This window comes from Variovorax sp. Varisp46 (assembly GCF_059491885.1).
Window position 1 is genome coordinate 742,348 of the sequence record NZ_CP168515.1, and the last position, 24,932, is coordinate 767,279.

Genomic DNA, 24,932 nt, shown 5'->3' on the forward strand with positions numbered 1-24,932 from the left:
GAGACAACGAAGATGACCGCACCCTCCGCCATCCTCTCGCTGCGCGTCGTCGAAGCGCGGGCATTGAATTCGCTGATCCGCATGCTGCGCCTGCGCGCCGAAGACGGCCGCGCGCTGCCAGGCTTCGCGGCCGGCTCCCACATCCGCGTGCAGGTGTCGCTGCCCGATGGCAAGACCGACTGGCGCCATTACTCGCTTATCAACTTCGCGACCGCGCGCAACGCCACCAACGCACCAACCGAGTACGTGATCGCCGTGCGCAGGGAGGCCGAAGGCCGTGGCGGCTCGCGCTTCATGCACGAGCAGCTGAAAGAAGGCGATACCGTCGCCATCGAGGCGCCGAAGAACGACTTTCCGCTGCACACCGGTCCCGGCGGCACCGTGCTGGTGGCGGGTGGTATCGGCGTCACGCCGCTCGCCACCATGGCCGCGCGCCGCCGCGCCGAAGAGGCGCCGGTGCGCATGCACTACGCCGGCCGCAGCCGCGAGCTGATGGCCTTCCTGCCCGAGCTGCAGGCGCTGCTCGGCGAAGACCTGCGCGTGCACGCCGATGCCGAAACCGGTGCGCCTCTCGACATCGACGCGCTGCTCGACGGCGTGCCCGCTGGCGACCGCCTCTATGTCTGCGGCCCCAAGGTCATGCTGGACGCCGTGCTGGCCCGCACCCAGGCGCGCGGCTGGGAGCACGACCGCGTGCACTTCGAACTCTTCACCGAGCCGGTCGCGGAAGCGGGCGACCAGCCCTTCGAGGTGGAACTCGCCCAGTCGGGCCAGCGCTTCACAGTGCCGGCCGACCAGAGCATCCTCGATTGCCTGATCGAGCACGGCTGCGACCCGATGTTCGACTGCAAGCGCGGCGAATGCGGCGTGTGCGCCGTGCCCGTCATCGAAGGCGAGATCGAGCATCGCGACTACGTGCTCACCGCCCGCGAGAAAGCGGCCGGCAACGTCATCCAGATCTGCATCTCGCGCGCCAAAGGTGCGCGCCTGGTGCTCGACCTCTGAAGGAGCCACGAGAACCATGCCTTCATACCGAGACAACCCTGAAGCCGTCCGCGCGCTGGTGCGCAACGACCAGGTGCACCGCGATCTGTACACCAGCCAGGAACTGTTCGAGCTGGAGCAGGAGCACTTCTTCGCCAACACCTGGAACTATGTCGGCCACGAGAGCCAGCTGCCGAAGCCCGGCGACTGGATCAGCAACGAGATCGCCGGTCGTCCGCTGATCGTCGTTCGCCACGCCGACGGCAGCGTGCGCGCGATGATGAACCGCTGCGCGCACAAGGGCTCGCGGCTGGTGAACGGACCTTGCGGCAACACCGGCAAGTTCTTCCGCTGCCCGTACCACGCCTGGACCTTCAAGACCGACGGTTCGCTGCTGGCCATTCCGCTGAAGACCGGCTACGAGAACACCGAACTGCACGCGTGCGAATCGGCCAAGGGCCTGACGACGCTGAAGCACGTGCGCAGCCACCGCGGCTTCATCTTCGTGAAGATCAACGACGCCGGGCCGGACTTCGACGACTACTTCGGCGACTCGCTGAGCTCCATCGACAACATGGCCGACCGTTCGCCAGAGGGCGAACTCGAGATCGCGGGCGGCTGCCTGCGCTTCATGCACCAGTGCAACTGGAAGATGTTCGTCGAGAACCTCAACGACACCATGCACCCCATGGTGGCGCACGAATCCTCGGCCGGAACCGCCAAGCGCATGTGGGCCGACAAGCCCGCCGACGAGCCCAAGCCCATGGCGGTCGAGCAGTTCGTGCCTTTCATGTCCGACTACAAGTTCTTCGAGGACATGGGCATCCGCACCTACGACAACGGCCACAGCTTCACGGGCGTGCACTTCAGCATCCACAGCAAGTACAAGGCGATCCCGGCCTATGACGACGCCATGAAGGCGCGCTACGGCGAGGAAAAAACCGCGCAGATCCTCGGCATGGCGCGCCACAACACGGTGTACTACCCGAACCTCACGATCAAGGGCGCGATCCAGGCGATCCGCGTGGTCAAGCCGATCTCGGCCGACAGGACGCTGATCGAGAGCTGGACCTTCCGCCTCAAGGGCGCGCCGCCCGAGCTGCTGCAGCGCACCACCATGTACAACCGGCTCATCAACTCGCCGTTCTCGGTGGTGGGGCATGACGACCTGCAGGCCTACCGCGGCATGCAGGCAGGCCTGCATGCGAGCGGCAACGAGTGGGTCAGCCTGCACCGCGACTACGACGCGTCGGAGCTGAAGGGCGGAGAGATCACCACGGGCGGCACCAACGAGCTGCCGATGCGCAACCAGTACCGCGCATGGGTCCAGCGCATGACGGAGACCATGTGATGGCCGGCATCGAAGTCACCCGCCAGGTCCTGATCGATTTCGTCGTGACCGAAGCGCACCTGCTCGACACGCGCCGCTATGAGGAGTGGAACGCACTCTTCACCGACGATGCCTTCTACTGGGTGCCGCTGGTTCCCGACCAGGAAGACGGCCTCAACCACACCTCGCATCTCTACGAGGACAAGCTGCTGCGCGAACTGCGCATCGAGCGCCTCAAGAGCCCGCGCGCCTTCTCGCAACAGCCGCCGAGCCGCTGCCACCACCTGCTGCAGGTTCCGGTGGTCGAGCAATTCGACGCCGAGGCCAACCGCTTCGTGGTGCGCACTGGATTCCACTACACCGAATCGCAGGGCGACGAGCTTCAGTTCTACGTCGGCACCTTCTTCCATCACCTCACGGTGCAGGATGGCGCGCTGCGCATGGCGCTCAAGCGCGTCAACCTGCTCAACTGCGACGCGGCGCTGCCAGCCGTGCAGCTTTTCATCTAGGGACGCGATGACACACGCCACCGTCCATCAAGTCTTCGCGGCCACCGCGGTGCGCACGCCGCAGGCCGATTTCCTGTTCACCGAATCGGTGACCGCGGCTGCCTACGGTATTTCAGCCGGCGCCATTCGCTGGGGCGAGGCCGCGGCCGAGGTCGAGCGTCTGCGCGCGGCCTATGCGCAAGCCGGGTACGGACACGGCCACCGTGTCGGGATGCTGCTGGAGAATCGCCCCGCATTCCTCTTCCACTGGTTCGCGTTGAACGCCCTGGGCGTGAGCGTGGTGCCGATCAACGCCGAGATGCGCTCGGCGGAACTGATCTATTTGATCGGCCACAGCGAAATCGGCTTGGCCGTGACGCTGCCTGAACGTGCCGGCGACCTGCGCGCTGCGGCTGCGCAGGCCGGTGTGGCCTTCGAGACGATGGGGCCCGACGACGCGGTGCCCAGTGCGAAGACGATTGCACCGCGAGCCCATGAGCGCATCGGCGTCGACACCGAATGCGGCCTGCTCTATACCTCGGGCACCACCGGGCGCCCCAAGGGCTGCATCCTGAGCAATGCCTACTTCCTGCGCGCCGGCGAGTGGTACGCCGCGCTCGACGGTGTCTGCAGCATCCGGCCCGACGCCGAGCGCGTCATCACGCCGCTGCCGCTCAACCACATGAACGCGATGGCGTTCTCCACCATGGTGGTGCTGGTCGCGGGCGGCTGCCTGGTGCAGCTCGACCGCTTCCATCCGAAGACCTGGCTGGCCAGCGCGCGCGAAAGCGGCGCGACCATCGTGCATTACCTCGGCGTGATGCCGGCGATGCTCCTGTCGGCCAGCGCGTCTGCGGCCGACAGGGAGCATGCAATCCGCTGGGGCTTCGGCGCTGGTGTGGACCGCAAGAACCACGCACCTTTCGAAGAGCGCTTCGGCTTCCCATTGGTCGAGGCCTGGGCCATGACCGAGACCGGTGCGGCCGCCTGCATCATGGCCAATCGCGAGCCGCGGCTCGTGGGCACCAGCTGCTTCGGCCGGCAGGAGGACTTTGTCGAGATCCGCCTGGTGGGTGAAGACGGCGATGAAGTCGGCGTCGATGCACCCGGCGAGTTGCTGGTGCGTTCGGCCGGCAGCGACCCGAAGCGTTATTTCTTCTCGGGCTACCTGAAGGACGACGACGCCACGCGCGAAGCCTGGGCCGGCGGCTGGTTCCACACCGGCGACCTCGTGCGCCGCGATGCCGAAGGCAACTTCTTCTTCGTCGACCGCAAGAAGAACGTGATCCGCCGCAGCGGCGAGAACATCTCGGCCGTCGAAGTGGAGAGCGTGCTCAACCAGCACCCGGCGGTGAAGGCGTCCGCCGTGGCCGCCACGCCTGACGCGGTGCGCGGCGACGAGGTGCTGGCCTGCATCGTGGTGCGCGAAGGCGCCGATGCATCGCAGCGCGAGCAGCTCGCCGCCAGCATCGTCGAGCATGCGCTCGCGCAGCTGGCCTACTACAAGGCGCCGGGCTACGTGGCCTTCGTTGATGCGCTGCCGCTCACGCCGTCGCAGAAGATCCAGCGTGGCCAGCTGCGCGAGATGGCGCAGTCGCTGCCGGGGCAGAGCCATTGCATCGACACGCGCGCGATGAAAAAGAGGCGGGCATGACGAAGCAGCGGCTCTCCTACGAAGGCGTTGCGGTGGCCGTGCCGGTCACGGTGCCTTATGTGCGCTATTCCACGCGCACCGCGCATTGGTTCATCGGGCAGGCCATCGAGGCGCTGGTCGAAGCCAGCGGCGTGGCCAAGGAACAGATCGACGGCCTCTGCCTGAGCAGCTTCTCGCTCGCGCCCGACACGGCCGTGGGCGTCACGCAGCACCTGGGCCTGTCGCCGCGCTGGCTCGACCACGTGCCCACGGGCGGCGCCTCGGGCGTGATGTGCCTGCGCCGCGCGGCGCGCGCCGTGCAGGCGGGCGATGCCGACATCGTGGCCTGCGTGGGCGCCGACACCAACCACGTCGACTCCTTCCGCCAGACGCTGGGCAGCTTCAGCAACTTCGCGCGCGATGCGAGCTACCCCTACGGCTCGGGCGGGCCGAACTCGATCTTCGCGTTCATCACCGCCAACTACATGCGCACCTACGGCGCGAAACGCGAGGACTTCGGCCGTATCTGCGTGGACCAGCGGACCAATGCGCTCGGCAACCCGAACGCGATGTTCAAGAAGCCGCTCACGCTCGACGAGTACATGGCCGCGCGGCCGATCTCGGACCCGATCCATCTTTTCGACTGCGTGATGCCCTGCGCCGGTGCCGATGCCTTCCTTGTGATGAGCGAGGAGCGCGCGCGCGACCTGGGCCTGGCGCACGTGGTGATCCGCGGCGCCATCGAGCGCCACAACGCCTATGCCGAAGACCCGGTGATGGTGCAGGGCGGCTGGCGCAAGGACCGCGACGACCTCTACGCGCAGGCCGGCGTCCAGCCCGCGGAACTCGACTTCGTGCAGACCTACGACGACTATCCCGTCATCGTGATGATGCAGTTCGAGGATCTGGGCTTCTGCGAGAAGGGCGAGGGCCCGGCCTTCGTGCAGTCGCACACGATGACCTTCGACGGCAGCTTTCCGAACAACACGAGCGGGGGGCAGCTCTCGGCCGGGCAGGCCGGTGCAGCGGGCGGCTTCCTCGGCATGGTCGAGGCGATCCGGCAGCTCACGGACCAAGCCGGACAACGCGCTGTGCCGAACGCCCGGCTGGGCCTCGTCGCCGGCTTCGGCATGGTCACTTACGACCGCTGCCTGTGCACAGGCGCCGTCATTCTCGGGAGATCGGCATGACGATGCCCCTGATGCGCCCCCCGCGCAAGAACCCGGTGCTGCGCACCCGGCAGATGAACCTGCCGCCCGGCGCGCGCGGCCGCGTGGCGCTCGGCCTCACGGCGGCCGCCGCCGAAGGCCGCTTCGAACTGCAGACCTGCGAAGACTGCGGCACGGTGCAGTACCCGCCGCGCGAGGTCTGCCACAAGTGCCTTTCGGCCGCACTGCGCTGGCGGCAGCAAAGCGGTGAGGGCGAGCTGCTCGGCAGCACCACGCTGCACCACAGCAACGACCTGTTCTTCCGCGAGCGGCTGCCCTGGCGGCTGGGCCTGGTGCACCTGGATGCGGGCCCGACGCTCATGGTCCACCTGCATGGCGAGGTCGGCGATGCGCCTGAGCGCGTGCGTGTCGGCGCCCGGCTCGATCGAGCCGGGCAGGCCGTTCTCATTGGTTTTCCGATTGAAGGGAGTCCCCATATGGCCGACGACAAGATGCTGCGCGAGATGACCAGCGACCCAAAGTTCCGCAAGGTGCTGGTGACCGACGGGAAGACCGAGACCGGCCAGGCCATCGTGCGTGCGCTGGTCAAGGCCGGCGCAGACATCGTCTGGGTCGGCCATGCCGAGCCGTGGAAGAAGATGGGCGATGGGCTTGACGACATCTCGGTGCTGCCGCAAGTCACGCTGGTGCCGCTGGACCTGACCAACGGCCGGCAGGTGACCGAGCTCGCGGGCTCCATCGGCGGCAAGGTCGACATCGTGATCAACAACGCGGAGGTGCACCGCACTTTCGGCATCGGCGCGCGCCGCGGCACCGACGTGGCCAAGGCCGAGATGGACATCAACTACTTCGGCCTGCTGCGCCTGGCGCAGGAGTTCGGCCCCGCGCTCAAGGGCCGCTCGGCCGACGGCGCCACGGGCGCGACCGCGTGGGTCAACCTGCTGTCGATCTACGCGCTCAGCAACTTCCCGCCGCACGGCACCTTCAGCGCTTCGAAAGCGGCGGCGCACTCGCTCGCACAGTGCCTGCGCGCCGAGATGCGGCCGGCCGGCATCCGCGTGATCAATGTGTTCCCGGGCCCCATCGACGACGAATGGAACCAGCACACGCCGCCGCCCAAGCTGGCACCCACCGCGCTGGCCAACGCCATCGTCAAGGCACTGCGCGACGGCGTCGAGGACGTGTATCCCGGCGACGTGGCGCAGGAATGGCTGGAACGCTGGCGAGACAACCCGAAGGTGCTCGAACGCGAACTCGCGGCGGGCGACTGAGACAGGAGCCAAACGAATGAGCACGACAACCGAACTGATGTCCACCGCAGAAATCCTCGGCGGCCTCGTGACCGCGATGGCCAGCGGCCGCATCCGCGTGATCGACCTCACGCAGACGCTGACGCCCGAGTTCCCGCAGATCGCGCTGCCGCCCGAGATGGGGCAGTGCTGGCCCTTCCGCATCGAGGAAGTGTCGAAGTATGACGAGCGCGGCCCGGGCTGGTACTGGAACAATTTTTCCTGCGGCGAGCACACCGGAACGCACTTCGACGCGCCCATCCACTGGATCTCGGGCCGCGACCTGCCGAACAACTCGGTCGACACCATTCCCGTGCAGCACTTCGTGGCGCCGGCCTGCGTGATCGATTGTTCGCCGCAGGTGAAGAACGACCCCGACTATCTGCTGACCCTGGAAGACATCGAGGCCTACGAGGCGGCGCATGGCCGCATTCCCAAGGGCGCGTGGGTGCTGATGCGCACCGACTGGTCCAAGCGCACCGACCCCGAGGCCTACCAGAACTTCGACGAAACCGGCCAGCACACGCCGGGCCCGAGCACCGAGGCCGTGCGCTTCCTGGTCGAGCAGCGCGACGTGCTGGGTTTCGGCTCCGAGGCCATCGGCACCGATGCCGGGCAGGGCTATCACCTGCGCCCGCCGTACCCGTGCCACTACTACATGCACGGCGCGGGGCGCTACGGGCTGCAGTGCCTGAGCAACCTCGACCTGCTGCCACCCTCGGGCGCGGTGCTGATCTGCCCGCCGCTGAAGATCGAGAAGGGCAGCGGCAGTCCGCTGCGGGTGCTGGCGCTGGTGGGGGCATCGGCATGAGCGGCGCGGCACCCAAGGTCGCGGCGGTCACCGGCGGCAGCGCCGGCATCGGCAAGGCCATCTGCGAAGACCTGCTCGCGCAGGGCTACGAGGTGGTCTCGCTCGCGCGCCGCAAGGCCGAGATCGGCCATCCGAAGCTGCACAGCCTCGAGGTCGACCTGAGCGACCGCGCCGCCACGGGCGAAGCGGTGCGCGAACTGGTCGAACGCTTTGCGCCGACCACCATCGTCCACAACGCCGGCGTCATACGCGCCGCGCTGCTGCCCGACGTGAAGCTCGACGACCTCGATGCGCTGGTCGACCTGCACCTGGGCTGCGCGATCCAGTTGGTGCAGGGCGCATTGCCCGCGATGCGCGCACAGCGCTTCGGCCGCGTGGTGCTGCTGTCGTCGCGCGCTGCGCTGGGCCTGGCCACGCGCACCAGCTATTCGGCCACCAAGGCCGGCATGCTGGGCATGGCGCGCACCTGGGCGCTGGAACTTGCTGCGGACGGCATCACGGTGAACGTGGTGGCACCGGGTCCGATCCGCACCGACATGTTCTACGACGTGGTCGAGGCCGGCAGCGAGAAGGAACGTGCGCTCGCCGCCTCGGTGCCGGTCAGGCGCATCGGCGAATCGGCCGACGTGGCACGCGCCGTGCGCTTCTTTGCCGATGCCGACAGCAGCTTCGTCACCGGCCAGGTGCTGTACGTGTGCGGCGGTACCAGCGTCGGCAGCCTGGCCCTCTGAATTCTTCCTTCGCTTTTCCACGTTCATCCCAAACCATCCCTGGAGCATCGCCATGAAAGTCCTGAACCGAATTCGCACACTCGCGGCCATTGCCGCGGGCCTCGGCGCGCTGAGCGCCGCGGGCGCATGGGCCGCCGATCTCAAGGTCGGCTTCATCACCTCGATGTCGGGACCGGTGTCTTCGCTCGGCATTCCCTACGACAAGGGCATGAAAGCCGCGCTGGCCTACAAGTCCGAAGTCGGCGGTCGCAAGGTGCAGGTGATCCAGCTCGACGATGCGTCCGACCCGTCCACGGCCGCGCGCAATGCGCGCAAGCTGATCGAGGAAGACAAGGTCGACGTCATCATCGGGACGGCCGGCGCACCCGGCTCGCTGGCCATTGCCGGCGTGGCGCGCGAGACGAAGACACCGCTGATCTCCATCGCCAATGCCGACCTGGCCGGCGAGGACGGCGCCTGGATGGTGACGCTGCCGCAGCCCGCACCGTTGATGATGGGTGCGATGGTCGAGAAGATGAAGCAGGCCGGCGTGAAGACGGTGGCCTACATCGGCTACTCCGACGCCTGGGGCGACCTGGTCTACGACGCGCTCATGAAATCGGCGCCCACGGCCGGCATCAAGGTCGTGTCGAACGAGCGTTATGCGCGCAGCGATTCGTCGGTGGCCGGCCAGGTGCTGAAGATCGTGGCGCTGCGCCCCGACGCGGTGATTACCGGTGCCTCGGGCACGCCCGGTGCGTTGCCGTACCTCGCGCTGACCGAGCGTGGCTACAAGGGAAGGATCTACGGCATGCACTCGCTGATCAACCCCGACTTCATCCGCGTCGGCGGTTCGTCGGTCGAAGGCCTGCTGGCGCCCACGGGCCCGGTGGTGGTGGCCGAGCAGCTGCCCGACAACAACCCGATGAAGAAGATCGCGATGGACTTTCGCGCTGCCTACCAGAAGGCCAACGGCGCGGCGCCCACTGATACCTTCTCGGCCTACAGCTTCGATGCGTGGCTGATCTATCTCGATGCTGCGCAGCGTGCGCTGGCCAGCAAGGCTGAGCCCGGCACGCCGCAATTCCGGCTGGCGCTGCGTGATGCCATCGTGAGCACCAAGGAGCTGGTGGGCACGCATTCGGTCTACAACTTCAAGCCCACTGATCGCTATGGCTCGGATGATCGCTCGCGCGTCGTCGTGAAGCTCGAAAAGGGTCAATGGAAGCTGGTGCCCTGAGATGAAGAACAAGCTAGCCCACATCCTTGGCGCCACAGTGCTTGCTCTGGCAGCTTCGCAGGCCATGGCGGCTGACCTGAAGATCGGCTTCATCAGCTCGCTCTCGGGTCCGGTGGCTGCGCTCGGCATTCCGTACGAGAAGGGCATCCGCGCTGCCATTGCCGAGCATCCCGAGATCGCCGGCCGCAAGGTCCAGCTGATCGTGCTCGACGACGCGTCAGACCCCACCACCGCCGGCCGCAACGCACGCAAGCTGGTGACCGAAGACAAGGTCGACGTGCTCATAGGAACCTCCGGCGTGCCAGGTGCGATGGCCATCGCAGCGGTGGCCAAGGAACTGAACACACCGTTGATCTCGCCCACGCCGGTCACCATCGCCGGCCCCGAGGGCGCGTGGACGGTGACGGTGTCGCAGCCATTCCCGCTCATGGTCGCGGGCGTGGTCGACCGCATGCAGAAGTCCGGCGTGAAGACGGTCGCCTTCATCGGCTTCTCGGACGCACTGGGCGACCTGGCCTACGACTCGCTCGTGAAGAGCGCCGATGCTGCCGGCATCAAGGTGGTGGCCAACGAGCGTTATGCGCGCAGCGATTCCTCGGTGGCCGGGCAGGTGCTGAAGATCGTCGCGGCTCGACCCGACGCCGTGTTCGCGGGCAATTCCGGCACGCCCGGTGCGTTGCCTTACATCGCACTGGCCGAGCGCGGCTACAAGGGAAAGATCTATGGCACGCACGGCCTCATCAACGCCGACTTCGTGCGCGTGGGCGGCGCCTCCGTCGAAGGCCTGCAGGTGCCCAGCGGCCCGGTGCTGGTGGCCGACCAGTTGCCCGACAGCAACCCCATCAAGAAGGTGTCGATGGGCTTTCGCAACGCCTACCAGAAAGTGAACGGCGCGGTGCCGACCGACGCCTTTTCTTCCTACACCTACGACGCCTACCTGCTGCTGGCGGATGCCGCCTCGCGCGCCAAGGGTGAGCCCGGCACACCGCAATACCGCACCGCCCTGCGCGACGCCATCGTGAGCACCAAGGAGCTGGTGGGTACGCACGGCATCTACACCTTCAAGCCCGGCGATAGCTATGGCTCCGACCGGCGCGGCGTGGTGATCGTGCAGATGAACAGGGGGCAGTGGAAGCTGGTTCCCTGAAAAAAGACCCGGGCCCACGTCGATGACCAGCTATCGCCACTATCCCGAACGCGTCGCCGCCCTCGTGCAGCACGACCGCGTGCACCGCGACCTGTACCTGAGCGAGGAGATCTTCGCGCTCGAGCAGGAGCGCCTGTTCGCGAACAGCTGGGTCTTCCTCGGCCATGCGAGCCAGGTGCCCGAGCCCGGCGACTTCGTGGCGCAGGACATCGCGGGCCGGCCGCTGCTGATGGTGCGGCAGCCCGACGGCGCGGTGCACGTGCTCTACAACCGCTGCGCCCACAAGGGCACGCAACTGGTGACGGACGAGAGCGGCAACACCGGCCGCTTCTTCCGCTGCCCGTATCACGCGTGGACCTACAAGCTCGACGGCGCGCCGCTCGGCGTACCGTTGAAGAACGGCTACGAGGGCACGCAGCTCAAGGCGTGCGAGTCGGGGCAGGGGCTGTCGGTGGTGAGGCATGTGAAGGTGTACCGCGACTTCGTGTTCGTGCGCCTCTCCGACACGGGGCCATCGTTCGATGACTACTTCGGGGAGGTGCTGGGTGCCATCGACAACATGGTCGACCGCTCGCCTGAGGGCAATCTCACCGTGGGCGGTGGCGTGCTGCGCAACATCGTCCACTGCAACTGGAAGATGTACCTCGAGAACATCAACGACACGGTGCACCCGATGTCCACGCACGAGTCGGCCACCAAGGCGGCCGAGGCGCTGTGGGAAGGCCACGCGCCCACGGACCCCAAGCCGATGGCGATGGAGCAGATCCTGCCCTTCGGCTCGGGCTACGAGTTCTTCGACAAGATGGGCGGGCGCGTGTTCGCCAATGGCCACAGCGTGCTGGGCGTGAACTTCAGCATCCACTCCAACTATGCGCAGCTGCCGGAGTACGAGGCCGCGATGCAGGCGGCGCACGGCATTGGGCGCGCCACCGAAATTCTGCAGAGATCGCCGCAGAACTCCGTTCTTTATCCGAGCCTGTCGGTCAAGGGCTCGCCGCAGGCCATCCGCGTGATCCGTCCGCTGGCCGCCGGCCGCACGCTGATCGAGGCGTGGAGCTTCCGCGCGGCCGGCGCACCCGCGCTGCTGTTCGAGCGCGCCATGAGCTACAACCGGCTTGTTTTCTCACCGATGTCGGTGGTGGCGCACGATGACGTGCACCTGTTCGAGAGCATCCAGCAGGGCCTGCGCGCGGGCGGCAACGAATGGGTGAGCCTGCACCGCAACTTCGATGCGGCCGAGCTCGCGCAGTCGACCATCACCACCAACGGCACCAACGAGCTGCTCATGCGCAATCAATTCCGCGCCTGGGCGAAGTCGATGTCGGTGGAGGCCGCGCCATGACCGTTCCGCGCGATTTCGCCGCCCACGAAGCGGCCCTGCTCGACGAGCGGCGCTTCGACGACTGGCTGGCGCTCTTTGCCGACGACGGCCACTACTGGGTGCCGCTGCTCGGCGTTGCGCAGGCCGATCCGTTCTCGCACAACTCGCTGGCCTATGAAGACCGGCTGCTGCTGCAGTTGCGCGTGGAGCGCCTCAAGAGCCCGCGCGCGCACTCGCAGCATCCAGCCAGCCACAGCCAGCACGTGCTGCAGCCCTCGCGCATCGAGCACGAGAACGCCGATGAAGCGCGCCTGCGCACGCCATTCCTGTACGTCGAAGCGCGAGGCGAATCCCAGATCCTGCTGAGCGGCACCGCGCGCCATCACCTCGTTCGCACGCCGGCCGGCTGGCGCATCCGCGAGAAGCGCATCGACCTGCTCAACGCCACGCGTGCGTTGCCGGCCATCCAGTTGTTCATCTGAGTTACCTGTCCATTCCAACCATCCTCACCGGAGCTACGACATGAAGAGCCTGATGCAGACCTTGACGCGCGGTGCACTCGCCGCGGCGCTGATTGCCTGTGGTGTTGGGAGCGCGCTGGCGGCCGACCTCAAGGTCGGTCTCAGCGTGTCGCTCTCAGGGCCGAATTCCTCGCTGGGCGTGCCCTATGCCAAGGGCATGCAGGCCGCGCTGGCGTACAAGCCGGAGGTGAACGGCCGCAAGGTCCAGCTCATCGTGCTGGACGACGGCTCCGACCCGACCACGGCCGGGCGCAACGCGCGCAAGCTGATCGAGGAGGACAAGGTCGACGTGCTCATGGGCACCTCGGGCGTGCCCGCCGCCATCGCGATGGCGCAGGTTGGCAAGGAAGCGAAGACGCCGATGATCGGCCTCACGCCCATCTTGCTCGACCCGAACGACAACCCCTGGGTCATGACCGTGGCCCAGCCCACGCAATTGATGATCGATGCGGTCGTCGAGCGCATGAAGCGCAACAACGTGAAGACGGTGGGCTACATCGGCTTCTCCGATGCCTGGGGCGACCTGGTCTACAACGCACTGATGAAGGCCGCGCCCGAGGCCGGCATCAAGGTGGTGAGCAACGAGCGCTATGCGCGCGCCGACGCGTCGGTGACGGGGCAGGTGCTGAAGATCGTGGCGCTGCGGCCCGATGCGGTGATGACCGGCGGCGCCGGAACGCCGGGCGCACTGCCGTTCCTCGCATTGCAGGAGCGCGGCTTCAAGGGTGGCGTGTACGGCCAGCACGGCTTGATCAACCCCGACTTCGTGCGGGTGGTGGGCGCGGCCGGCCAGAACGCGCTGATGCCCACCGGCCCGGTGATCGTGGCCGAGCAATTGCCCGACAACTACCCGACCAAGAAGATCGCGACCGAGTTTCGCGCCGTGTTCCAGAAGGCGAACAACGCGCCAACCGGCGACGCCTACTCGGCCTATTCGTTCGACGGCTGGCTGGTGTTTGCGGACGCCGCATCGCGCGCCATGAAGAAGGCCGAGCCGGGCACGCCCGAGTTCCGCGTGGCGCTGCGCGACGCCATCTTCAGCACGAAGGAAGTGGTGGGCACGCACGGCGTCTACACCTTCAAGCCCGGCAGCCTCTACGGCGTGGACGAACGCGCCCGCGTGATCGTCAAGCTCGACAACGGCCAATGGAAGCTCGCACCTTGAACCGCTCGCCCTTGATTTTCCGGAGGGCCGCGCGATGACCTGGGACGTGGCGCTCATTCTCCTCACCGACGGCCTGGCCAACGGTGCCGTCTACCTGCTGGCCGGCCTGGGGCTGGTGTTGATCTTTTCCGTCACGCGCGTGGTGTTCGTGCCCTTCGGCGACATCGCGGCCTTTGCGGCGCTGTCGCTCGCGGCCTTCGAGACCGGCCGCGTCCCGCCGACCATAGGCATGGTCGCCGTGCTCGCTGCCCTGGCGCTGGCAACGGAAATCGGCAGCCTGTTGCGGCGCGGCGAGGCTGCACGCATTCCCAAGGCGGTGCTGATGTGGGGCGTGCTGCCCGCCATTCCCTGCGTGCTCGCATGGCTGGCGGCGCGGCCGGGCGTGCCGGTGGCGGTGCACATCGCGGTGGCGGTGCTGCTGGTGGTGCCTATCGCGCCGCTGCTGGCGCGAGTGGTGTTCCAGCCGATCGCGGATGCATCGGTGCTGGTGCTGCTGATCGTGTCGCTGGCGCTGCACTTCCTGCTGTCTGGCCTGGGCCTGCTGTTCTTCGGACCTGAAGGCTCGCGCACCACGCCGCTCACCAGCGCCATGTTCACGTTGGGCGACGGCTTCACGGTCAGCGGCCAGGTGGTGCTGATGGTGGGCGCGGCCATCGTGCTGAGCGGGCTGTTCTTCCTGGTGTTCGAACGCACGGTGGCCGGCAAGGCGCTGCGCGCCACGGCGGTCAACCGCGTGGGCGCGCGGCTGGTCGGTATCCGGCCGATGCGCACCGCACTGCTGGCCTACGGATGCGCCTCGCTGCTGGCGGGGCTGATCGGCGTGCTGATTGCGCCGGTGACGACCATGTACTACGACTCGGGTTTCATCATCGGCCTGAAGGCCTTCGTGGCCGCGATCATCGGCGGGCTCGTGAGCTACCCGATGACTGCGGTGGGCGCACTCGCAGTCGGCGTGGTGGAAAGCTTCGCCTCTTTCTGGAGCGGTGCGCTGAAGGACGTGATCGTGTTCAGCCTGCTGATCCCCGTGCTCATGCTGCGCTCCTTCATGGCCACGCATGCCGAAGAGGAAGAAGACGAGGTGGACCAATGAGCGCCAACCGCAAACGCATGACGTGGATCGCCGCGGTGGTGGTCGTGCTGGCCCTGGTGCCGGTGGTGGCGGGGAGCTTCACGGTCTCGCTGCTCAACGACATCGGCATCGGCGCGCTGGTGGCGCTGGGCCTCGTGCTGCTCACCGGCGTGGGCGGCGCGACCTCGTTTGGGCAGGCGGCTTTCGTGGGCATCGCAGCCTACGCCACGGCATGGCTCACGACCACGCAGGGCATGTCGCCGTGGATCGGGCTGCTGTTCGCGCTGCTGCTCACCGGCCTCTCGGCGCTGGCCATCGGCATGCTCACGCTGCGCCTGGGCGGGCACTTCCTGCCGCTCAGCACCATCGCCTGGGGACTGTCGATCGCAATGCTGTTCGGCAATGTCGATGCGCTTGGGCGGCACACGGGCCTGTCGAACATTCCACCGCTGCAGGTCGCGGGCTGGTCGCTGGCCGATCCGCGTTCGATGTACTACCTGATCTGGGTGGTGGTCGGGCTGGCCTGCCTGTTCAGCCACAACCTGCTGCAGTCGCGGCCGGGGCGCGCGATTCGCGGGCTTCGCGGCGGTGCCACGCTGCTGGCGAGCGTGGGGGCGGATGCCTACCGCGTGCGGCTGTCGCTGTTCGTCACGGCCGCGCTGTTCGCGGGGCTGGCGGGCTGGCTCTACGCGCACATGAACCGCTTCGTGAGCCCATCGCCCTTCGACGTGCGCGCGAGCATCGAGTACCTGCTGATGGCCGTGGCCGGCGGGCTCGGCCAGCTGGCGGGCGCACTGGTGGGCGCCGCGCTGGTACTGGTGCTGAAGAACGGCCTGCAGGACGTGCTGCCGATGCTCACGCAGCGCGCCGGCCAGCTCGAGGCGGTGGCATTCGCCGCGCTCTTCATCCTGCTGCTGCACTTCGCGCGCGGCGGCGTGATGGGCCTGCTGCGCCGCTGGACGCACCGGCGCAGCGGCTCGCAGGAGCCTTCGCGCCACGAGGCCCCGCCGGTCGATCCCTTGCCTCACCGCACGCTGCCCGAGCGCGGCTCGCAGGTGCTGTCGGTGAACGGTGCGGTCAAGCGCTTCGGCGGGCTGGTGGCCGTCAACGACGTGAGCTTCGACGTGAAGGCCGGCGAGATCGTCGGCCTGATCGGGCCCAACGGCGCGGGCAAGTCGACCATGTTCAACCTGCTGACCTGCACGCTGCCGATGAGCGCGGGCCAGGTGCGCTTCCTGGCGCACGACATCGCAGGCAAACCGCAGCGCGAGGTGGCGCGGCTGGGGCTGGCGCGCACTTTCCAGCACGTGAAGCTGCGCCCGCACATGAGCCTGCTCGACAACGTGGCGCTGGGCGCGCATTCGCGCACGCGCTCGGGCATCCTGAAGGCGGGGCTGCGGCTCGACCGCCTGGAAGAAAGCCAGATCCTGCAGGAGGCGCAGCGGCAGCTCGACCGCATCGGCCTGGGCGACCGCGCGCACGAGCTGGCGGGCAGCCTGCCGCTGGGCACGCAGCGCATCCTGGAAATCGCGCGCGCGCTGGCCGCCGACCCGGTGCTGCTGGTGCTCGACGAGCCCGCCGCCGGCCTGCGCCGCAAGGAAAAGATGGCGCTCGGCGACCTGCTGCGCAAGCTGCGCGAGGAGGGCGTGACCATCCTGATCGTCGAACACGACATGGACTTCGTGATGAAACTGGTGGACCGGCTGGTGGTGATGAATTTCGGCTCCAAGCTCGTGGAGGGCGTGCCGTCCGCGGTGCGCGCGGACGAGCGGGTGCAGGCGGCTTATCTGGGGAGTGTTGTATGAGCGCCGCACGGCCGCCCGAAGGCGCGGGCCCCCTTCAGGGGGTAGGAGAAGTACACGAAGTGACAAGCCTGGGGGTAGCGCAATGACCGCGATGCTGGAGATTGGCGATCTGCACGTGTCGTACGGGCAGGTTGAGGCGGTGCGCGGCGTGTCGCTCGACCTGCAGCCGGGTCAGATCATTTCGGTAATCGGTCCCAACGGCGCGGGCAAGACCACGCTGCTGGCGGCCGCGATGGGTCTGCTGCCTTGCAAGGGCACGCTGCGCTTCGAGGGCGAAGACCTGCGGGGGCTCGACGTGGAAGCGCGCGTGGAGCGCGGCCTGTGCCTCGTGCCCGAGAAGCGCGAGCTGTTCGGCGAACTCACCGTGCTCGACAACCTGCAGCTCGGCGCCTATGCCAAGCGGCTGCGCGGCGATGCGATGAAGAAGCGGCTGCAGTCGGTGTACGACCGCTTTCCGCGGTTGGCCGAACGGCGTTCGCAGCGCGCAGACACGCTCTCGGGCGGCGAGCGTCAGATGCTGGCGGTGGGGCGCGCGCTGATGTCGGCGCCGCGCCTGCTGATGCTCGACGAGCCGAGCCTCGGCCTCGCGCCGCTGATCGTGCGCGACATCCTCACCATCGTGCGCAAGCTGCGCGAAGACGGTGTCTCGATCCTGCTGGTCGAGCAGAACGCGCGCGCCGCGCTAGAAAGCTCGGACGAAGGCTATGTGCTGGAGACCGGCGAGATCGCGCTGTCGGGTGCCTCGGCCGAGCTGGCGAGCGATCCGCGCGTGCAGGCGACCTATCTCGGTGGAGGCACGCACGATGACGAGTGACCCGCGGGCTGTGCCGCCCGTGCAGCGCACGTTGCCGGCGATGCTGCAGCGGCAGGCCGGGCTGTTCGGCTCGCGTCCGTTGCTTCGGATCGGTGGCGACGAGTGGACGCATCGCGACGCTGCGCAGGCTGCAGCCGTTCGCGCCGGTGCGTTGGCCGCGACCGGCGTGGTGCGCGGCGACCGCGTCGCCGTGATGTGCGGCAACCGCATCGAGTTTCTCGAAAGCTTCCTCGGCGCGGGTTGGCTGGGGGCATCGATGGTGCCGGTCAACACCGCGTCGATGGGGCCGCAGATCGAGTACTTCCTGGCGAACAGCGAGGCGAAGCTGCTGGTGATCGAGGCGGGTTTTCTTGAACGGCTCGCGACGGCGGATCTGGCGCGCACCGCGTTGCGCGAGGTCTGGGTGGTGGGCGAGGCGGAGTCCTCCGGCTGGCAGGCGCCCCAGGGCGTGCGCGTAACGCCTTACCCCGAGGGCGGTGAGGCGCTGGCGCCCGCAGCGGTGCAGCCCGGCGACCCGCTCGCGATTCTGTACACCTCCGGTACGACGGGGCCAGCCAAGGGCGTCGTCTGCCCGCATGCGCAGTATTTCTGGTGGGGCGTGAACAGCGCGGAGGTGCTCGGAGTCGGCGTCGACGACGTGCTGTGCACCACGCTGCCGCTCTTTCACATCAATGCGCTCAACACCTTCGCGCAGGCCGCATTGACGGGCGCAGAGGTGGTGTTCGCGCCGCGCTTCTCGGCCTCGGGCTTCTGGCCGGCGATGCGCGCGAGCGGGGCGACGGTGGTCTACCTGCTGGGCGCAATGGTGCCGATCCTGCTCGCGCAGCCCGAAGGGCCTGGCGAACGCGATCACCGGGTGCGCATCGGCCTCGGGCCCGGCGTGCCGTCCGCCGCAGGTGCCGCATTCAAGGCGCGCACCGGCGTGCAACTGCTCGAAGGCTACGGCTCGACCGAAACCAATTTCGCCATCGCGACCGCCCCGGATTCGCCGCGCGGCGGTGTCATGGGCTGGCTGCGCCCAGGCTTCCAGGCGCGCGTGGCCGACGAAGGCGATGCGGCGCTGCCACCCGGCGAAGCCGGCGAACTGCTGCTGCGCGCGGACGAGCCCCATGCCTTCGCGAGCGGCTATTTCAACATGCCGGAGAAGACGGTCGAGGCCTGGCGCAATCTCTGGTTCCACACCGGCGACCGCGTGGTGCAGGACGCCGACGGTGCGTTCCGCTTCGTCGACCGCATCAAGGACGCGATTCGCCGGCGCGGCGAGAACATCTCGTCGTTCGAGGTCGAGCAGGTGCTGCTGAGCCATCCGGGCGTGGCTTCGTGCGCGGTGTACCCCGTGCAATCCGAACTGGCCGAGGACGAGGTGATGGCCGCGCTGGTGGCGCGCGACGGCGTGCCGATCGACCCGGCCGAACTCGTGCGCTTCTGTGAAAGCCGGCTGCCTTACTTCGCCGTGCCGCGCTACATCGACGTGCTGGCCGACCTGCCGCGCACCGAGAACGGCAAGGTGCAGAAGTTCAAGCTGCGCGAGCGCGGCGTGAGTCCTCAGACCTGGGACGGCCGGCGCGCAAAGACCTGAGGCTCCCGGCAGACGCAACGCGCTCCTTCTTTCCGGCTGTTTCATGCGCTGACAGCTTCGCCGGTACATTTCGCTAAAATGATTCAGAACTAAAACATTCAGGTATGCAATCAAATTCACTGACCGGCCGCCATGCACTCGTCACGGGCGCGGCGCGCGGCATCGGCGCGGAGATCGCGCGCACCCTGGCCGCCGAAGGCGCCGTTCTGACGCTGCTGGGGCGTGACCGCGAAGCGCTGAAGCGTGTGGCCGATTCGCTCGCGGGCAGCGGGCATGGCGTGGCTGCAGCCGATGTGGCGAATCCGCAGGCGGTGCAGGCGGCCTTCGCAGAGGCCCGAGCAGCGCGCGGCCCTGTTGCCGTGCTCGTCAACAACGCGGGTGCCGCCGAGAGCGCGCCTTTCCTCAAGACCTCGTTCGAGCTCTGGCAGCGCATGCTGTCGGTGAACCTCACCGGCAGCTTCCTGTGCGCGCAGGCTGCGCTGCCCGACATGCTCGATGCGGGCTGGGGCCGCATCGTCAACATCGCCAGCACGGCGGGGCAGAAGGGCTACGCCTACGTGTCGGCCTACACCGCGGCCAAGCATGGTGTGGTCGGGCTCACGCGTTCGCTAGCACTCGAAGTGGCGCGCAAGGGCATCACGGTGAATGCCGTATGCCCGGGCTACACCGACACCGACATCCTGCGCAACAGCGTCGCCAACGTGGTCGGCAAGACCGGGCGCAGCGAGGCCGACGCGCTGGCCGAATTCTCCAGCGTCAATCCGCAGCGGCGCATCGTGCAGCCGGCCGAAGTCGCCGATGCGGTGCGCTGGCTGTGCGGCACGGGCGCTGCGTCGGTCACCGGCCAGTCGATCTCGGTTTCAGGGGGAGAGGTGACATGACGCGCGACAACGATGCCTCGCACGCCGTGCTGAGCGATGCGGAGGAACTGGGCCACGAAGCCCGCGCGGGCCACGAGGACCACGCGATGCTCAAGCTCTGGCTGCGCATGCTGGCCAGCACCACGCAGATCGAGGCCGAGATCCGGCGCCGGCTGCGCGAGCGCTTCGGCATCTCGCTCGCGCGCTTCGACTACATGGCGCAGCTCCATCGCTACAAGGACGGGCTCAAGATGCGCGTGCTCTCGCGCTACCTCATGGTGACCGGCGGCAACGTCACAGGCCTGACGGACGAACTCGAGCGCGAAGGCATGGTGGCCCGCGCGCCCAGCCCCGACGACCGCCGCGCGTGGATCGTGAGCCTCACGCCGACAGGGCGCCGCACCTTCGAGACGATGGCGAGCGAGCACGAACAATGGATCCTCGAGATGTTCTCGGGGCTCGACATGAAGACCGTCAAGCAGATGCACACCCAACTGGGCCTGCTGCGTGTGCACGTGATGCGCGGCGAGCCGCCGGCCGAGGAGGGCTGAGCATGAGCGCGGCCACCCCTGTCGATCTCCCGGCCCAGGGCAGCGAGTTCCGCCGCGCACGGCTGATCCGCTTCTCGGACTGCGACCCGGCGGGCATCGTTTTCTACCCTCAGTACTTCGTGATGCTCAACGGGCTCGTCGAAGACTGGGTCAACGAGGGCCTGGGGCTCAGCTACCACGGGCTGGTGGCCGTGCGGCGCATTGGCCTGCCCACCGTGAAGCTCGAAGCCGACTTCCGTGCGGTGAGCCGCATGGGCGACCAGGTCACGCTCGGCCTTACCGTGCAGCGGCTGGGGTCGCGCTCGATGACGCTGCTTGTGCGCTGCTTCGAGCCGGCGACCGGAGAACTGCGCATGCAGATGCAGCAGGTGCTCGTGACCACGTCGCTCGAAACCCATCGCGCCGTCGCCATTCCGGACGACATGCGCGCAGCCATCCTGCGCAACGCGCCCGAGCTGGGCTGAGCGTCCTAGGGGGCGGGCTCGCTGCCCGCCGCGTCCTGCGCGCGCTTCTTCAGCCAGCCGCCGAGCTCCTTCTTTCCCTTGGCATTGGCGGCGCGCCATGCGTTGCGCGCGGCCGCAATGAAGCGCTCTTCCGCTGCATCGGGTACTTCGCTGAGGCGGTCTTCTTCGTCGAGCCAGCCGGGCTCGACGCTGCAATGCCGTTCGATCTGCCGTGCCAGGTTGTCGCCGATGGGCCGCGAGCTCTTGATCTGGCTCCACATGCTCGGAGAAATTTCGAGCTTTTTCGCAAACGCCTGGTCCAGCCCCTTGGCTGGCAGGCCCGCGGCGATGGCCTCTTCGAGAAAGCGGCGGTGCAACGCAAGGGCATTGCGGCGGCGCGCGACGGTGATATTGGGCACTGTTCAAAAACAACAACAAGACAAGAAAAGATTGTCCCGGTTGTTGACGCCGTCGTAAACACTATTTACAGTTGCCTTCATTCGCGGCCCAGGCCGTCCCTTTTGTCCAACCCTTTACAGCCGACAGCGGCAATTTTTTGACTCAGGAACCATCGTGAACACCGCCTTGAACCTCACCAGCATTCGACCCGCCTTGGGCCGATCGCTCGTGCGCGTCTGGTCGTGCGGTGGTTTGGACAGCATGCTGTCGGTCCGACCGAACCAGCACCAGAACCACGTGTATTCCACGAAAGCCGCAGCCAGCCTGCGCGTCGGAAAAGCCGAGGATCAGGTGCTACCGGGTGGAGGTTGCGCATAGGCGCACACCTTCCAAGCTCTCTCATGCAGAGGCCCGGAAACCGCAAGGTTCCGGGCCTTTTTGTTTTGTCTGTCGTGCTTGTTTGCCATTTCGGGTGTGCCTTCACCACACCGCCAGAGCCCACCGCGTAGACGGTCTGGCGGGATGTGCAGGAACCGATCACTCCTGTGCAGCGACGTCGTACGGGACAGCGCCCAGCGCGCTGTCCGTCGCGTGAGGACACAACCGAAATGGAAAGCGGGACACCGTTTTTTTCGAACCACCGAACCCGAGCGGGACCGGGCCATGCAGATGGCCCTCCCGCGGAAACCGACCGCAAAGATTGGGCGGCGCCGGAACCCGTAACCGGACACTTTTTTGTTTTCGACCCGCGTTAGCTCAATGGATCAGAGCACTTGCCTACGAAGCAAGGGGTTGCACGTTCGAGCCGTGCACGTGGGGCCATTTTTTTGTTCGAGCTGTCACGCCAACCAAGGAGCCACCATGCGCAAGCGCAACACCCCGATCCGGATGATCACCGTGCGTCCGGCACAGCCACGCAGCCGCATGGTGATGGCCTTGGCCCGCAGTTTCGGCATTGCCGTCGACGCGCGTCGCACAGGCGAATGCGCGACGGACTCCGCGGGGCGCGAGCCGCTGCCGGAGGGACTCGATCCCGACCAGCGCGTTCGCGCAGTCGGCGAATGGTAGGCCGGCCGCCTGTTCCTTGTTTTTCATGGTGCGCGTAGCTCAATGGCAGAGCCGCGGGTTGTGGTCCCGCTGACGACGGTTCGATCCCGTTCGTGCACCCCGCTTCGTTTCATTCGACCTCATCACCATCGCCGAAAAAGGAGGCGAGACATGCATCCTCACGTCCTGCAGCTCGATATTCAGGGCACGCCGCAAGCCTGGATTTCGCTGGAGCAGGCGGTGTTGCATTACGCGACCGGCTCGGTCGCATGGGAAGACGGCGGCCTGCCGCTCGCCACGCTGCGCGGTGGCTTCAACGTGGTGCGCGGCGTGCAGTCGCGCATCGACGTGGCGCCGATCGTTGCGCTGCGCGGTGCGTCGAAGATCAACCTCTTCGACGTGATTCCGAGCGTCACCAAGAGCAAACTGCTGCGCCGCGACCGCCACACCTGCGCCTACTGCGGCGAGGTGTTCCACGAGCGCGAACTGCAGTGCGAACACGTGCTGCCCGAATCCCGCGGAGGTCCGTGGACCTGGACCAACCTCGTGAGCGCTTGTGGGGTCTGCAACAACCGCAAGGCAGCGCGCACGCCGGAGGAGGCGGGCATGCCACTGGTCTATCTGCCCTATGTGCCGAGCCGCTACGAGAACTTCCTGCTCGAAGGACGCAACATCCGTGTGGATGTGCACGAGTGGCTGGCGAAGCGGCTGCCCAAGGGCTCGCGGCTTCAGTGAGGGCAGGGCCGTGACCCTGGTCTTTGCCCATGAAAAAAGCCCGCAGCCCGTCTCCCAGGCGGCGGGCTTTTGTAAGTGTGAGGCGCCGGTGTTCAGCGTCCGAAGAGGCGGTAGGCGATCAGGCCGGCGGCCGCCAGGCCACTCGCGATGGCGAGGATCACCTTGGTGGCGCGACCCGAACCGCGTTTCGAGCGGGGCCAGTGGTCCGGCCCGATCAGGTCGATGGGGACGGTGGGTTTGCCTATGTCGGACGCCTTTTCCATGGGAGGAAATATAGCTCACGCGTGAAGGCGCGGCCCGGGGCGGGGCCGCATCCTGTGGCCTCTGAACATCGTTGTCGACCTTGGTTGCGGCTGGACAAAAAAATACCCGCCTGAGCGGGTTGAACGAGCTTTATGGCTTCGAAGTTGATTTCCCTGTGTCATTGTTGTTGTGCTGCGTGACAGCCAGTACAAGATGCCATGCCGGATGGGAACCTTTTGCAGGTGGGACCCAGAGCAGCTTGTAAGTGGCGTGCAAATCGTGAAATATTCCCGCATGAGAAAGAAAATCATCCTCGAAGGTTTGACGTGTGCACTTGAGGGTTGGGTTTGCAGTGCTTCTGCAACGCAGCTCCGGCAGTGCATCAATCGGGTGGCCAGTACCTGATGGCCGAGGTGGGTGACGGCCCGATCTGCTTGAACGCTGCGTCGCCGCTTGGATCGCGCGGCAGGGCGCTACCTCCTGGGGCCGGCGAGCCAAAGAAAAAGCCTCCTCGCGTGGACCGTGAGGAGGCTTTGACAAAAAAATAGCGCGAAGAACGCGCTATTTTCGGTGTTGGTGGTGGGCCCTGAGTGGCTCGAACACTCGACGGCTGACTCGTCGGTGTCCGTTGCCGCTTTCGCGCGCAGGTCGCGAAACTGGAACGTGGTGATGTCGATCCCCGCGCTCGTTCACCACCAGCGGGGCCGACTGCTTTGGCCGAGCCGCCTCGAACACGCGGATTTCTTCGAGCAGCTCTTCCAGTGCATTTTCGACCACGATCCGCAGCTTCGTCTCTGTCTTGCCCTGGCGCACCCGCGGGTACTCGCCGCGGATGTGGTCCTTGCTCATGCCGAGCACGTCGGCGGGCCGCTGGCCGGTGATATGGGCTAGGCGCAGCGCGAACCGCAGCGACCACGCAGAATGACCAGCCTGAGCGTCGGGTTCAGACAGCCACGTACTCGACCGCACCGGTGTCCCCGTCCAGGATCATGTCGTAGGGATACCAGTAGATCTGCTCGTCGCCATAGTCGTCGACATAGCTGTACCCGATGTATGTCGTTCCCAGGTACGTGTCTTGAACGTGGATGAAGGTGGCGTATTGCATTCCGTCCGCCCGGGCCATCTTCTTGTTCGTCTTGTATTTCTTGACCGGCAGGTCGCCCTTGTTTGCATGCTTGACGTGGAACGCAGCGATTTTTGTGTCTTTGATGTCCACGGAGACCGTGTGCGGCCCACTCTTGTCGATGACATGCTGGCCGTTACTCTTGAGCTTGTCGCCCACCAATTTCGCGCCATTGTGGTGGTGATGCTTTCCCTTGGCGAAGCTCGCATCGATGAAGCCGAATACGCCGGAAAGGGCGAGGCCGGTAGTCAGAAGACGTCTTGTGAGGTTCATTTCGATTCTCCTTGCCGAGCTTGACCGTCGCGATGCGCGAGTCAGCGCCGAGCGTCAAAGTTCTGCTCTGCCAAAGCGAGCCCGGATGTAGGACTTGGAGCGGCATGTGCGCGGGCCGGCATCCAGGCTTCAGCAAGCGAAGAAGGAGCGAGTGCGCTCGCAGCTCATCTGGTTGCGTTCTTT

At 66.9% G+C, this 24,932-nt stretch carries 26 protein-coding genes and 2 tRNA genes; 25 read left to right on the forward strand and 3 right to left on the reverse strand.

The genetic code is table 11. The annotated features are described in order from the left end of the window. Positions 1–12: 12 nt before the first annotated feature. From ACEN9N_RS03405 to ACEN9N_RS03500, 20 genes are all read left to right on the forward strand, one after another. Complete coding sequence (locus ACEN9N_RS03405; protein WP_495655354.1) at positions 13–1,005, forward strand: PDR/VanB family oxidoreductase; 993 nt, start codon at positions 13–15, stop codon at positions 1,003–1,005. Between the two features lie 16 nt (positions 1,006–1,021). Next, on the forward strand, positions 1,022–2,335 hold the full coding sequence (locus ACEN9N_RS03410) for an aromatic ring-hydroxylating oxygenase subunit alpha (protein ID WP_495655355.1): 1,314 nt from the start codon (positions 1,022–1,024) through the stop codon (positions 2,333–2,335). After that, positions 2,335–2,823, forward strand: coding sequence for an aromatic-ring-hydroxylating dioxygenase subunit beta (locus ACEN9N_RS03415; RefSeq protein WP_495655356.1), 489 nt, complete (start codon positions 2,335–2,337; stop codon positions 2,821–2,823). Before ACEN9N_RS03410 ends, ACEN9N_RS03415 begins: the two co-directional genes overlap by 1 nt. A 7-nt stretch (positions 2,824–2,830) precedes the next feature. Next, entirely contained in the window at positions 2,831–4,456 is a 1,626-nt protein-coding gene (locus ACEN9N_RS03420; RefSeq protein WP_495655357.1) for an AMP-binding protein, read from the forward strand. After that, positions 4,453–5,625, forward strand: a complete 1,173-nt coding sequence (locus ACEN9N_RS03425) for a thiolase family protein (protein WP_413313449.1) — start codon at positions 4,453–4,455, stop codon at positions 5,623–5,625. Before ACEN9N_RS03420 ends, ACEN9N_RS03425 begins: the two co-directional genes overlap by 4 nt. Beyond that, entirely contained in the window at positions 5,622–6,875 is a 1,254-nt protein-coding gene (locus ACEN9N_RS03430) for an SDR family NAD(P)-dependent oxidoreductase (protein ID WP_495655358.1), read from the forward strand. Before ACEN9N_RS03425 ends, ACEN9N_RS03430 begins: the two co-directional genes overlap by 4 nt. A gap of 16 nt (positions 6,876–6,891) precedes the next feature. Then, on the forward strand, positions 6,892–7,704 hold the full coding sequence (locus ACEN9N_RS03435; protein WP_495655359.1) for a cyclase family protein: 813 nt from the start codon (positions 6,892–6,894) through the stop codon (positions 7,702–7,704). Then, the gene (locus ACEN9N_RS03440; RefSeq protein WP_495655360.1) at positions 7,701–8,435 is read left to right on the forward strand and encodes an SDR family oxidoreductase; all 735 of its coding nucleotides are present in this window, start codon (positions 7,701–7,703) and stop codon (positions 8,433–8,435) included. Before ACEN9N_RS03435 ends, ACEN9N_RS03440 begins: the two co-directional genes overlap by 4 nt. Before the next feature lie 52 nt (positions 8,436–8,487). After that, on the forward strand, positions 8,488–9,654 hold the full coding sequence (locus ACEN9N_RS03445; protein ID WP_007831252.1) for an ABC transporter substrate-binding protein: 1,167 nt from the start codon (positions 8,488–8,490) through the stop codon (positions 9,652–9,654). Position 9,655: 1 nt separating this feature from the next. After that, on the forward strand, positions 9,656–10,801 hold the full coding sequence (locus ACEN9N_RS03450; protein ID WP_413331368.1) for an ABC transporter substrate-binding protein: 1,146 nt from the start codon (positions 9,656–9,658) through the stop codon (positions 10,799–10,801). Between the two features lie 22 nt (positions 10,802–10,823). Continuing rightward, positions 10,824–12,143 (forward strand): aromatic ring-hydroxylating dioxygenase subunit alpha, encoded by a 1,320-nt coding sequence (locus tag ACEN9N_RS03455; RefSeq protein ID WP_413313440.1) that lies wholly within the window; start codon positions 10,824–10,826, stop codon positions 12,141–12,143. Further along, a complete protein-coding gene (locus ACEN9N_RS03460) occupies positions 12,140–12,604 on the forward strand; it encodes an aromatic-ring-hydroxylating dioxygenase subunit beta (RefSeq protein ID WP_495655361.1) in 465 nt (154 codons plus the stop codon). Before ACEN9N_RS03455 ends, ACEN9N_RS03460 begins: the two co-directional genes overlap by 4 nt. A gap of 40 nt (positions 12,605–12,644) precedes the next feature. Continuing rightward, entirely contained in the window at positions 12,645–13,808 is a 1,164-nt protein-coding gene (locus ACEN9N_RS03465; protein ID WP_007831231.1) for an ABC transporter substrate-binding protein, read from the forward strand. A 34-nt stretch (positions 13,809–13,842) separates the two neighbouring features. Continuing rightward, positions 13,843–14,898, forward strand: coding sequence for a branched-chain amino acid ABC transporter permease (locus tag ACEN9N_RS03470; RefSeq protein WP_495655362.1), 1,056 nt, complete (start codon positions 13,843–13,845; stop codon positions 14,896–14,898). Then, positions 14,895–16,682: a branched-chain amino acid ABC transporter ATP-binding protein/permease gene (locus ACEN9N_RS03475; RefSeq protein WP_413313432.1), complete on the forward strand. Its 1,788-nt coding sequence runs from the start codon at positions 14,895–14,897 to the stop codon at positions 16,680–16,682. Before ACEN9N_RS03470 ends, ACEN9N_RS03475 begins: the two co-directional genes overlap by 4 nt. Before the next feature lie 82 nt (positions 16,683–16,764). Further along, on the forward strand, positions 16,765–17,496 hold the full coding sequence (locus ACEN9N_RS03480) for an ABC transporter ATP-binding protein (RefSeq protein ID WP_413313430.1): 732 nt from the start codon (positions 16,765–16,767) through the stop codon (positions 17,494–17,496). Further along, positions 17,486–19,075 (forward strand): ATP-dependent acyl-CoA ligase, encoded by a 1,590-nt coding sequence (locus ACEN9N_RS03485; protein WP_495655363.1) that lies wholly within the window; start codon positions 17,486–17,488, stop codon positions 19,073–19,075. The genes ACEN9N_RS03480 and ACEN9N_RS03485 overlap by 11 nt, the downstream gene beginning before the upstream one ends. Before the next feature lie 104 nt (positions 19,076–19,179). Further along, entirely contained in the window at positions 19,180–19,956 is a 777-nt protein-coding gene (locus ACEN9N_RS03490) for an SDR family NAD(P)-dependent oxidoreductase (protein WP_007831219.1), read from the forward strand. After that, complete coding sequence (locus tag ACEN9N_RS03495) at positions 19,953–20,486, forward strand: MarR family winged helix-turn-helix transcriptional regulator (RefSeq protein WP_007831218.1); 534 nt, start codon at positions 19,953–19,955, stop codon at positions 20,484–20,486. The genes ACEN9N_RS03490 and ACEN9N_RS03495 overlap by 4 nt, the downstream gene beginning before the upstream one ends. Positions 20,487–20,488: 2 nt before the next feature. Then, positions 20,489–20,950: an acyl-CoA thioesterase gene (locus ACEN9N_RS03500; RefSeq protein ID WP_007831217.1), complete on the forward strand. Its 462-nt coding sequence runs from the start codon at positions 20,489–20,491 to the stop codon at positions 20,948–20,950. A gap of 5 nt (positions 20,951–20,955) precedes the next feature. Here the strand turns inward: ACEN9N_RS03500 and ACEN9N_RS03505 are convergent, their stop codons facing one another. Beyond that, positions 20,956–21,348: a hypothetical protein gene (locus ACEN9N_RS03505; protein WP_007831215.1), complete on the reverse strand. Its 393-nt coding sequence runs from the start codon at positions 21,346–21,348 to the stop codon at positions 20,956–20,958. 725 nt (positions 21,349–22,073) lie between these two features. On the opposite strand from ACEN9N_RS03505, the gene ACEN9N_RS03510 reads away from it, so the two are divergent. The 4 genes from ACEN9N_RS03510 (at position 22,074) to ACEN9N_RS03525 (ending at position 23,110) form a co-directional block, all read left to right on the forward strand. Continuing rightward, positions 22,074–22,150, forward strand: a tRNA-Arg gene (locus tag ACEN9N_RS03510). Between the two features lie 39 nt (positions 22,151–22,189). After that, entirely contained in the window at positions 22,190–22,396 is a 207-nt protein-coding gene (locus ACEN9N_RS03515; RefSeq protein ID WP_495655364.1) for a short-chain dehydrogenase, read from the forward strand. A gap of 28 nt (positions 22,397–22,424) precedes the next feature. Continuing rightward, a tRNA-His gene (locus tag ACEN9N_RS03520) sits at positions 22,425–22,495 on the forward strand. A gap of 51 nt (positions 22,496–22,546) precedes the next feature. Further along, on the forward strand, positions 22,547–23,110 hold the full coding sequence (locus ACEN9N_RS03525) for an HNH endonuclease (protein WP_413313424.1): 564 nt from the start codon (positions 22,547–22,549) through the stop codon (positions 23,108–23,110). A gap of 92 nt (positions 23,111–23,202) precedes the next feature. Here ACEN9N_RS03525 and ACEN9N_RS03530 read toward each other — a convergent pair whose 3' ends face one another. Beyond that, the gene (locus ACEN9N_RS03530) at positions 23,203–23,373 is read right to left on the reverse strand and encodes a hypothetical protein (RefSeq protein WP_007831210.1); all 171 of its coding nucleotides are present in this window, start codon (positions 23,371–23,373) and stop codon (positions 23,203–23,205) included. Between the two features lie 649 nt (positions 23,374–24,022). Here ACEN9N_RS03530 and ACEN9N_RS03535 point away from each other — a divergent pair. Then, entirely contained in the window at positions 24,023–24,244 is a 222-nt protein-coding gene (locus ACEN9N_RS03535) for a hypothetical protein (protein ID WP_495655365.1), read from the forward strand. A gap of 52 nt (positions 24,245–24,296) precedes the next feature. Here ACEN9N_RS03535 and ACEN9N_RS03540 read toward each other — a convergent pair whose 3' ends face one another. Continuing rightward, positions 24,297–24,749, reverse strand: a complete 453-nt coding sequence (locus ACEN9N_RS03540) for a hypothetical protein (RefSeq protein WP_413313420.1) — start codon at positions 24,747–24,749, stop codon at positions 24,297–24,299. Positions 24,750–24,932 lie beyond the last annotated feature (183 nt).

Coding starts and splice junctions, on each gene's coding strand:
- ACEN9N_RS03500 (WP_007831217.1), top strand. CDS start 20,489: ATGAGCGCGGCCACCCCTGTCGATCTCCCGGCCCAGGGCAGCGAGTTC.
- ACEN9N_RS03515 (WP_495655364.1), top strand. CDS start 22,190: ATGCGCAAGCGCAACACCCCGATCCGGATGATCACCGTGCGTCCGGCA.
- ACEN9N_RS03430 (WP_495655358.1), top strand. CDS start 5,622: ATGACGATGCCCCTGATGCGCCCCCCGCGCAAGAACCCGGTGCTGCGC.
- ACEN9N_RS03470 (WP_495655362.1), top strand. CDS start 13,843: ATGACCTGGGACGTGGCGCTCATTCTCCTCACCGACGGCCTGGCCAAC.
- ACEN9N_RS03525 (WP_413313424.1), top strand. CDS start 22,547: ATGCATCCTCACGTCCTGCAGCTCGATATTCAGGGCACGCCGCAAGCC.
- ACEN9N_RS03450 (WP_413331368.1), top strand. CDS start 9,656: ATGAAGAACAAGCTAGCCCACATCCTTGGCGCCACAGTGCTTGCTCTG.
- ACEN9N_RS03420 (WP_495655357.1), top strand. CDS start 2,831: ATGACACACGCCACCGTCCATCAAGTCTTCGCGGCCACCGCGGTGCGC.
- ACEN9N_RS03540 (WP_413313420.1), bottom strand. CDS start 24,749: ATGAACCTCACAAGACGTCTTCTGACTACCGGCCTCGCCCTTTCCGGC.
- ACEN9N_RS03425 (WP_413313449.1), top strand. CDS start 4,453: ATGACGAAGCAGCGGCTCTCCTACGAAGGCGTTGCGGTGGCCGTGCCG.
- ACEN9N_RS03455 (WP_413313440.1), top strand. CDS start 10,824: ATGACCAGCTATCGCCACTATCCCGAACGCGTCGCCGCCCTCGTGCAG.
- ACEN9N_RS03465 (WP_007831231.1), top strand. CDS start 12,645: ATGAAGAGCCTGATGCAGACCTTGACGCGCGGTGCACTCGCCGCGGCG.
- ACEN9N_RS03435 (WP_495655359.1), top strand. CDS start 6,892: ATGAGCACGACAACCGAACTGATGTCCACCGCAGAAATCCTCGGCGGC.
- ACEN9N_RS03495 (WP_007831218.1), top strand. CDS start 19,953: ATGACGCGCGACAACGATGCCTCGCACGCCGTGCTGAGCGATGCGGAG.
- ACEN9N_RS03530 (WP_007831210.1), bottom strand. CDS start 23,373: ATGGAAAAGGCGTCCGACATAGGCAAACCCACCGTCCCCATCGACCTG.
- ACEN9N_RS03535 (WP_495655365.1), top strand. CDS start 24,023: ATGTCGATCCCCGCGCTCGTTCACCACCAGCGGGGCCGACTGCTTTGG.
- ACEN9N_RS03440 (WP_495655360.1), top strand. CDS start 7,701: ATGAGCGGCGCGGCACCCAAGGTCGCGGCGGTCACCGGCGGCAGCGCC.
- ACEN9N_RS03485 (WP_495655363.1), top strand. CDS start 17,486: ATGACGAGTGACCCGCGGGCTGTGCCGCCCGTGCAGCGCACGTTGCCG.
- ACEN9N_RS03415 (WP_495655356.1), top strand. CDS start 2,335: ATGGCCGGCATCGAAGTCACCCGCCAGGTCCTGATCGATTTCGTCGTG.
- ACEN9N_RS03405 (WP_495655354.1), top strand. CDS start 13: ATGACCGCACCCTCCGCCATCCTCTCGCTGCGCGTCGTCGAAGCGCGG.
- ACEN9N_RS03460 (WP_495655361.1), top strand. CDS start 12,140: ATGACCGTTCCGCGCGATTTCGCCGCCCACGAAGCGGCCCTGCTCGAC.
- ACEN9N_RS03475 (WP_413313432.1), top strand. CDS start 14,895: ATGAGCGCCAACCGCAAACGCATGACGTGGATCGCCGCGGTGGTGGTC.
- ACEN9N_RS03480 (WP_413313430.1), top strand. CDS start 16,765: ATGACCGCGATGCTGGAGATTGGCGATCTGCACGTGTCGTACGGGCAG.
- ACEN9N_RS03445 (WP_007831252.1), top strand. CDS start 8,488: ATGAAAGTCCTGAACCGAATTCGCACACTCGCGGCCATTGCCGCGGGC.
- ACEN9N_RS03410 (WP_495655355.1), top strand. CDS start 1,022: ATGCCTTCATACCGAGACAACCCTGAAGCCGTCCGCGCGCTGGTGCGC.
- ACEN9N_RS03490 (WP_007831219.1), top strand. CDS start 19,180: ATGCAATCAAATTCACTGACCGGCCGCCATGCACTCGTCACGGGCGCG.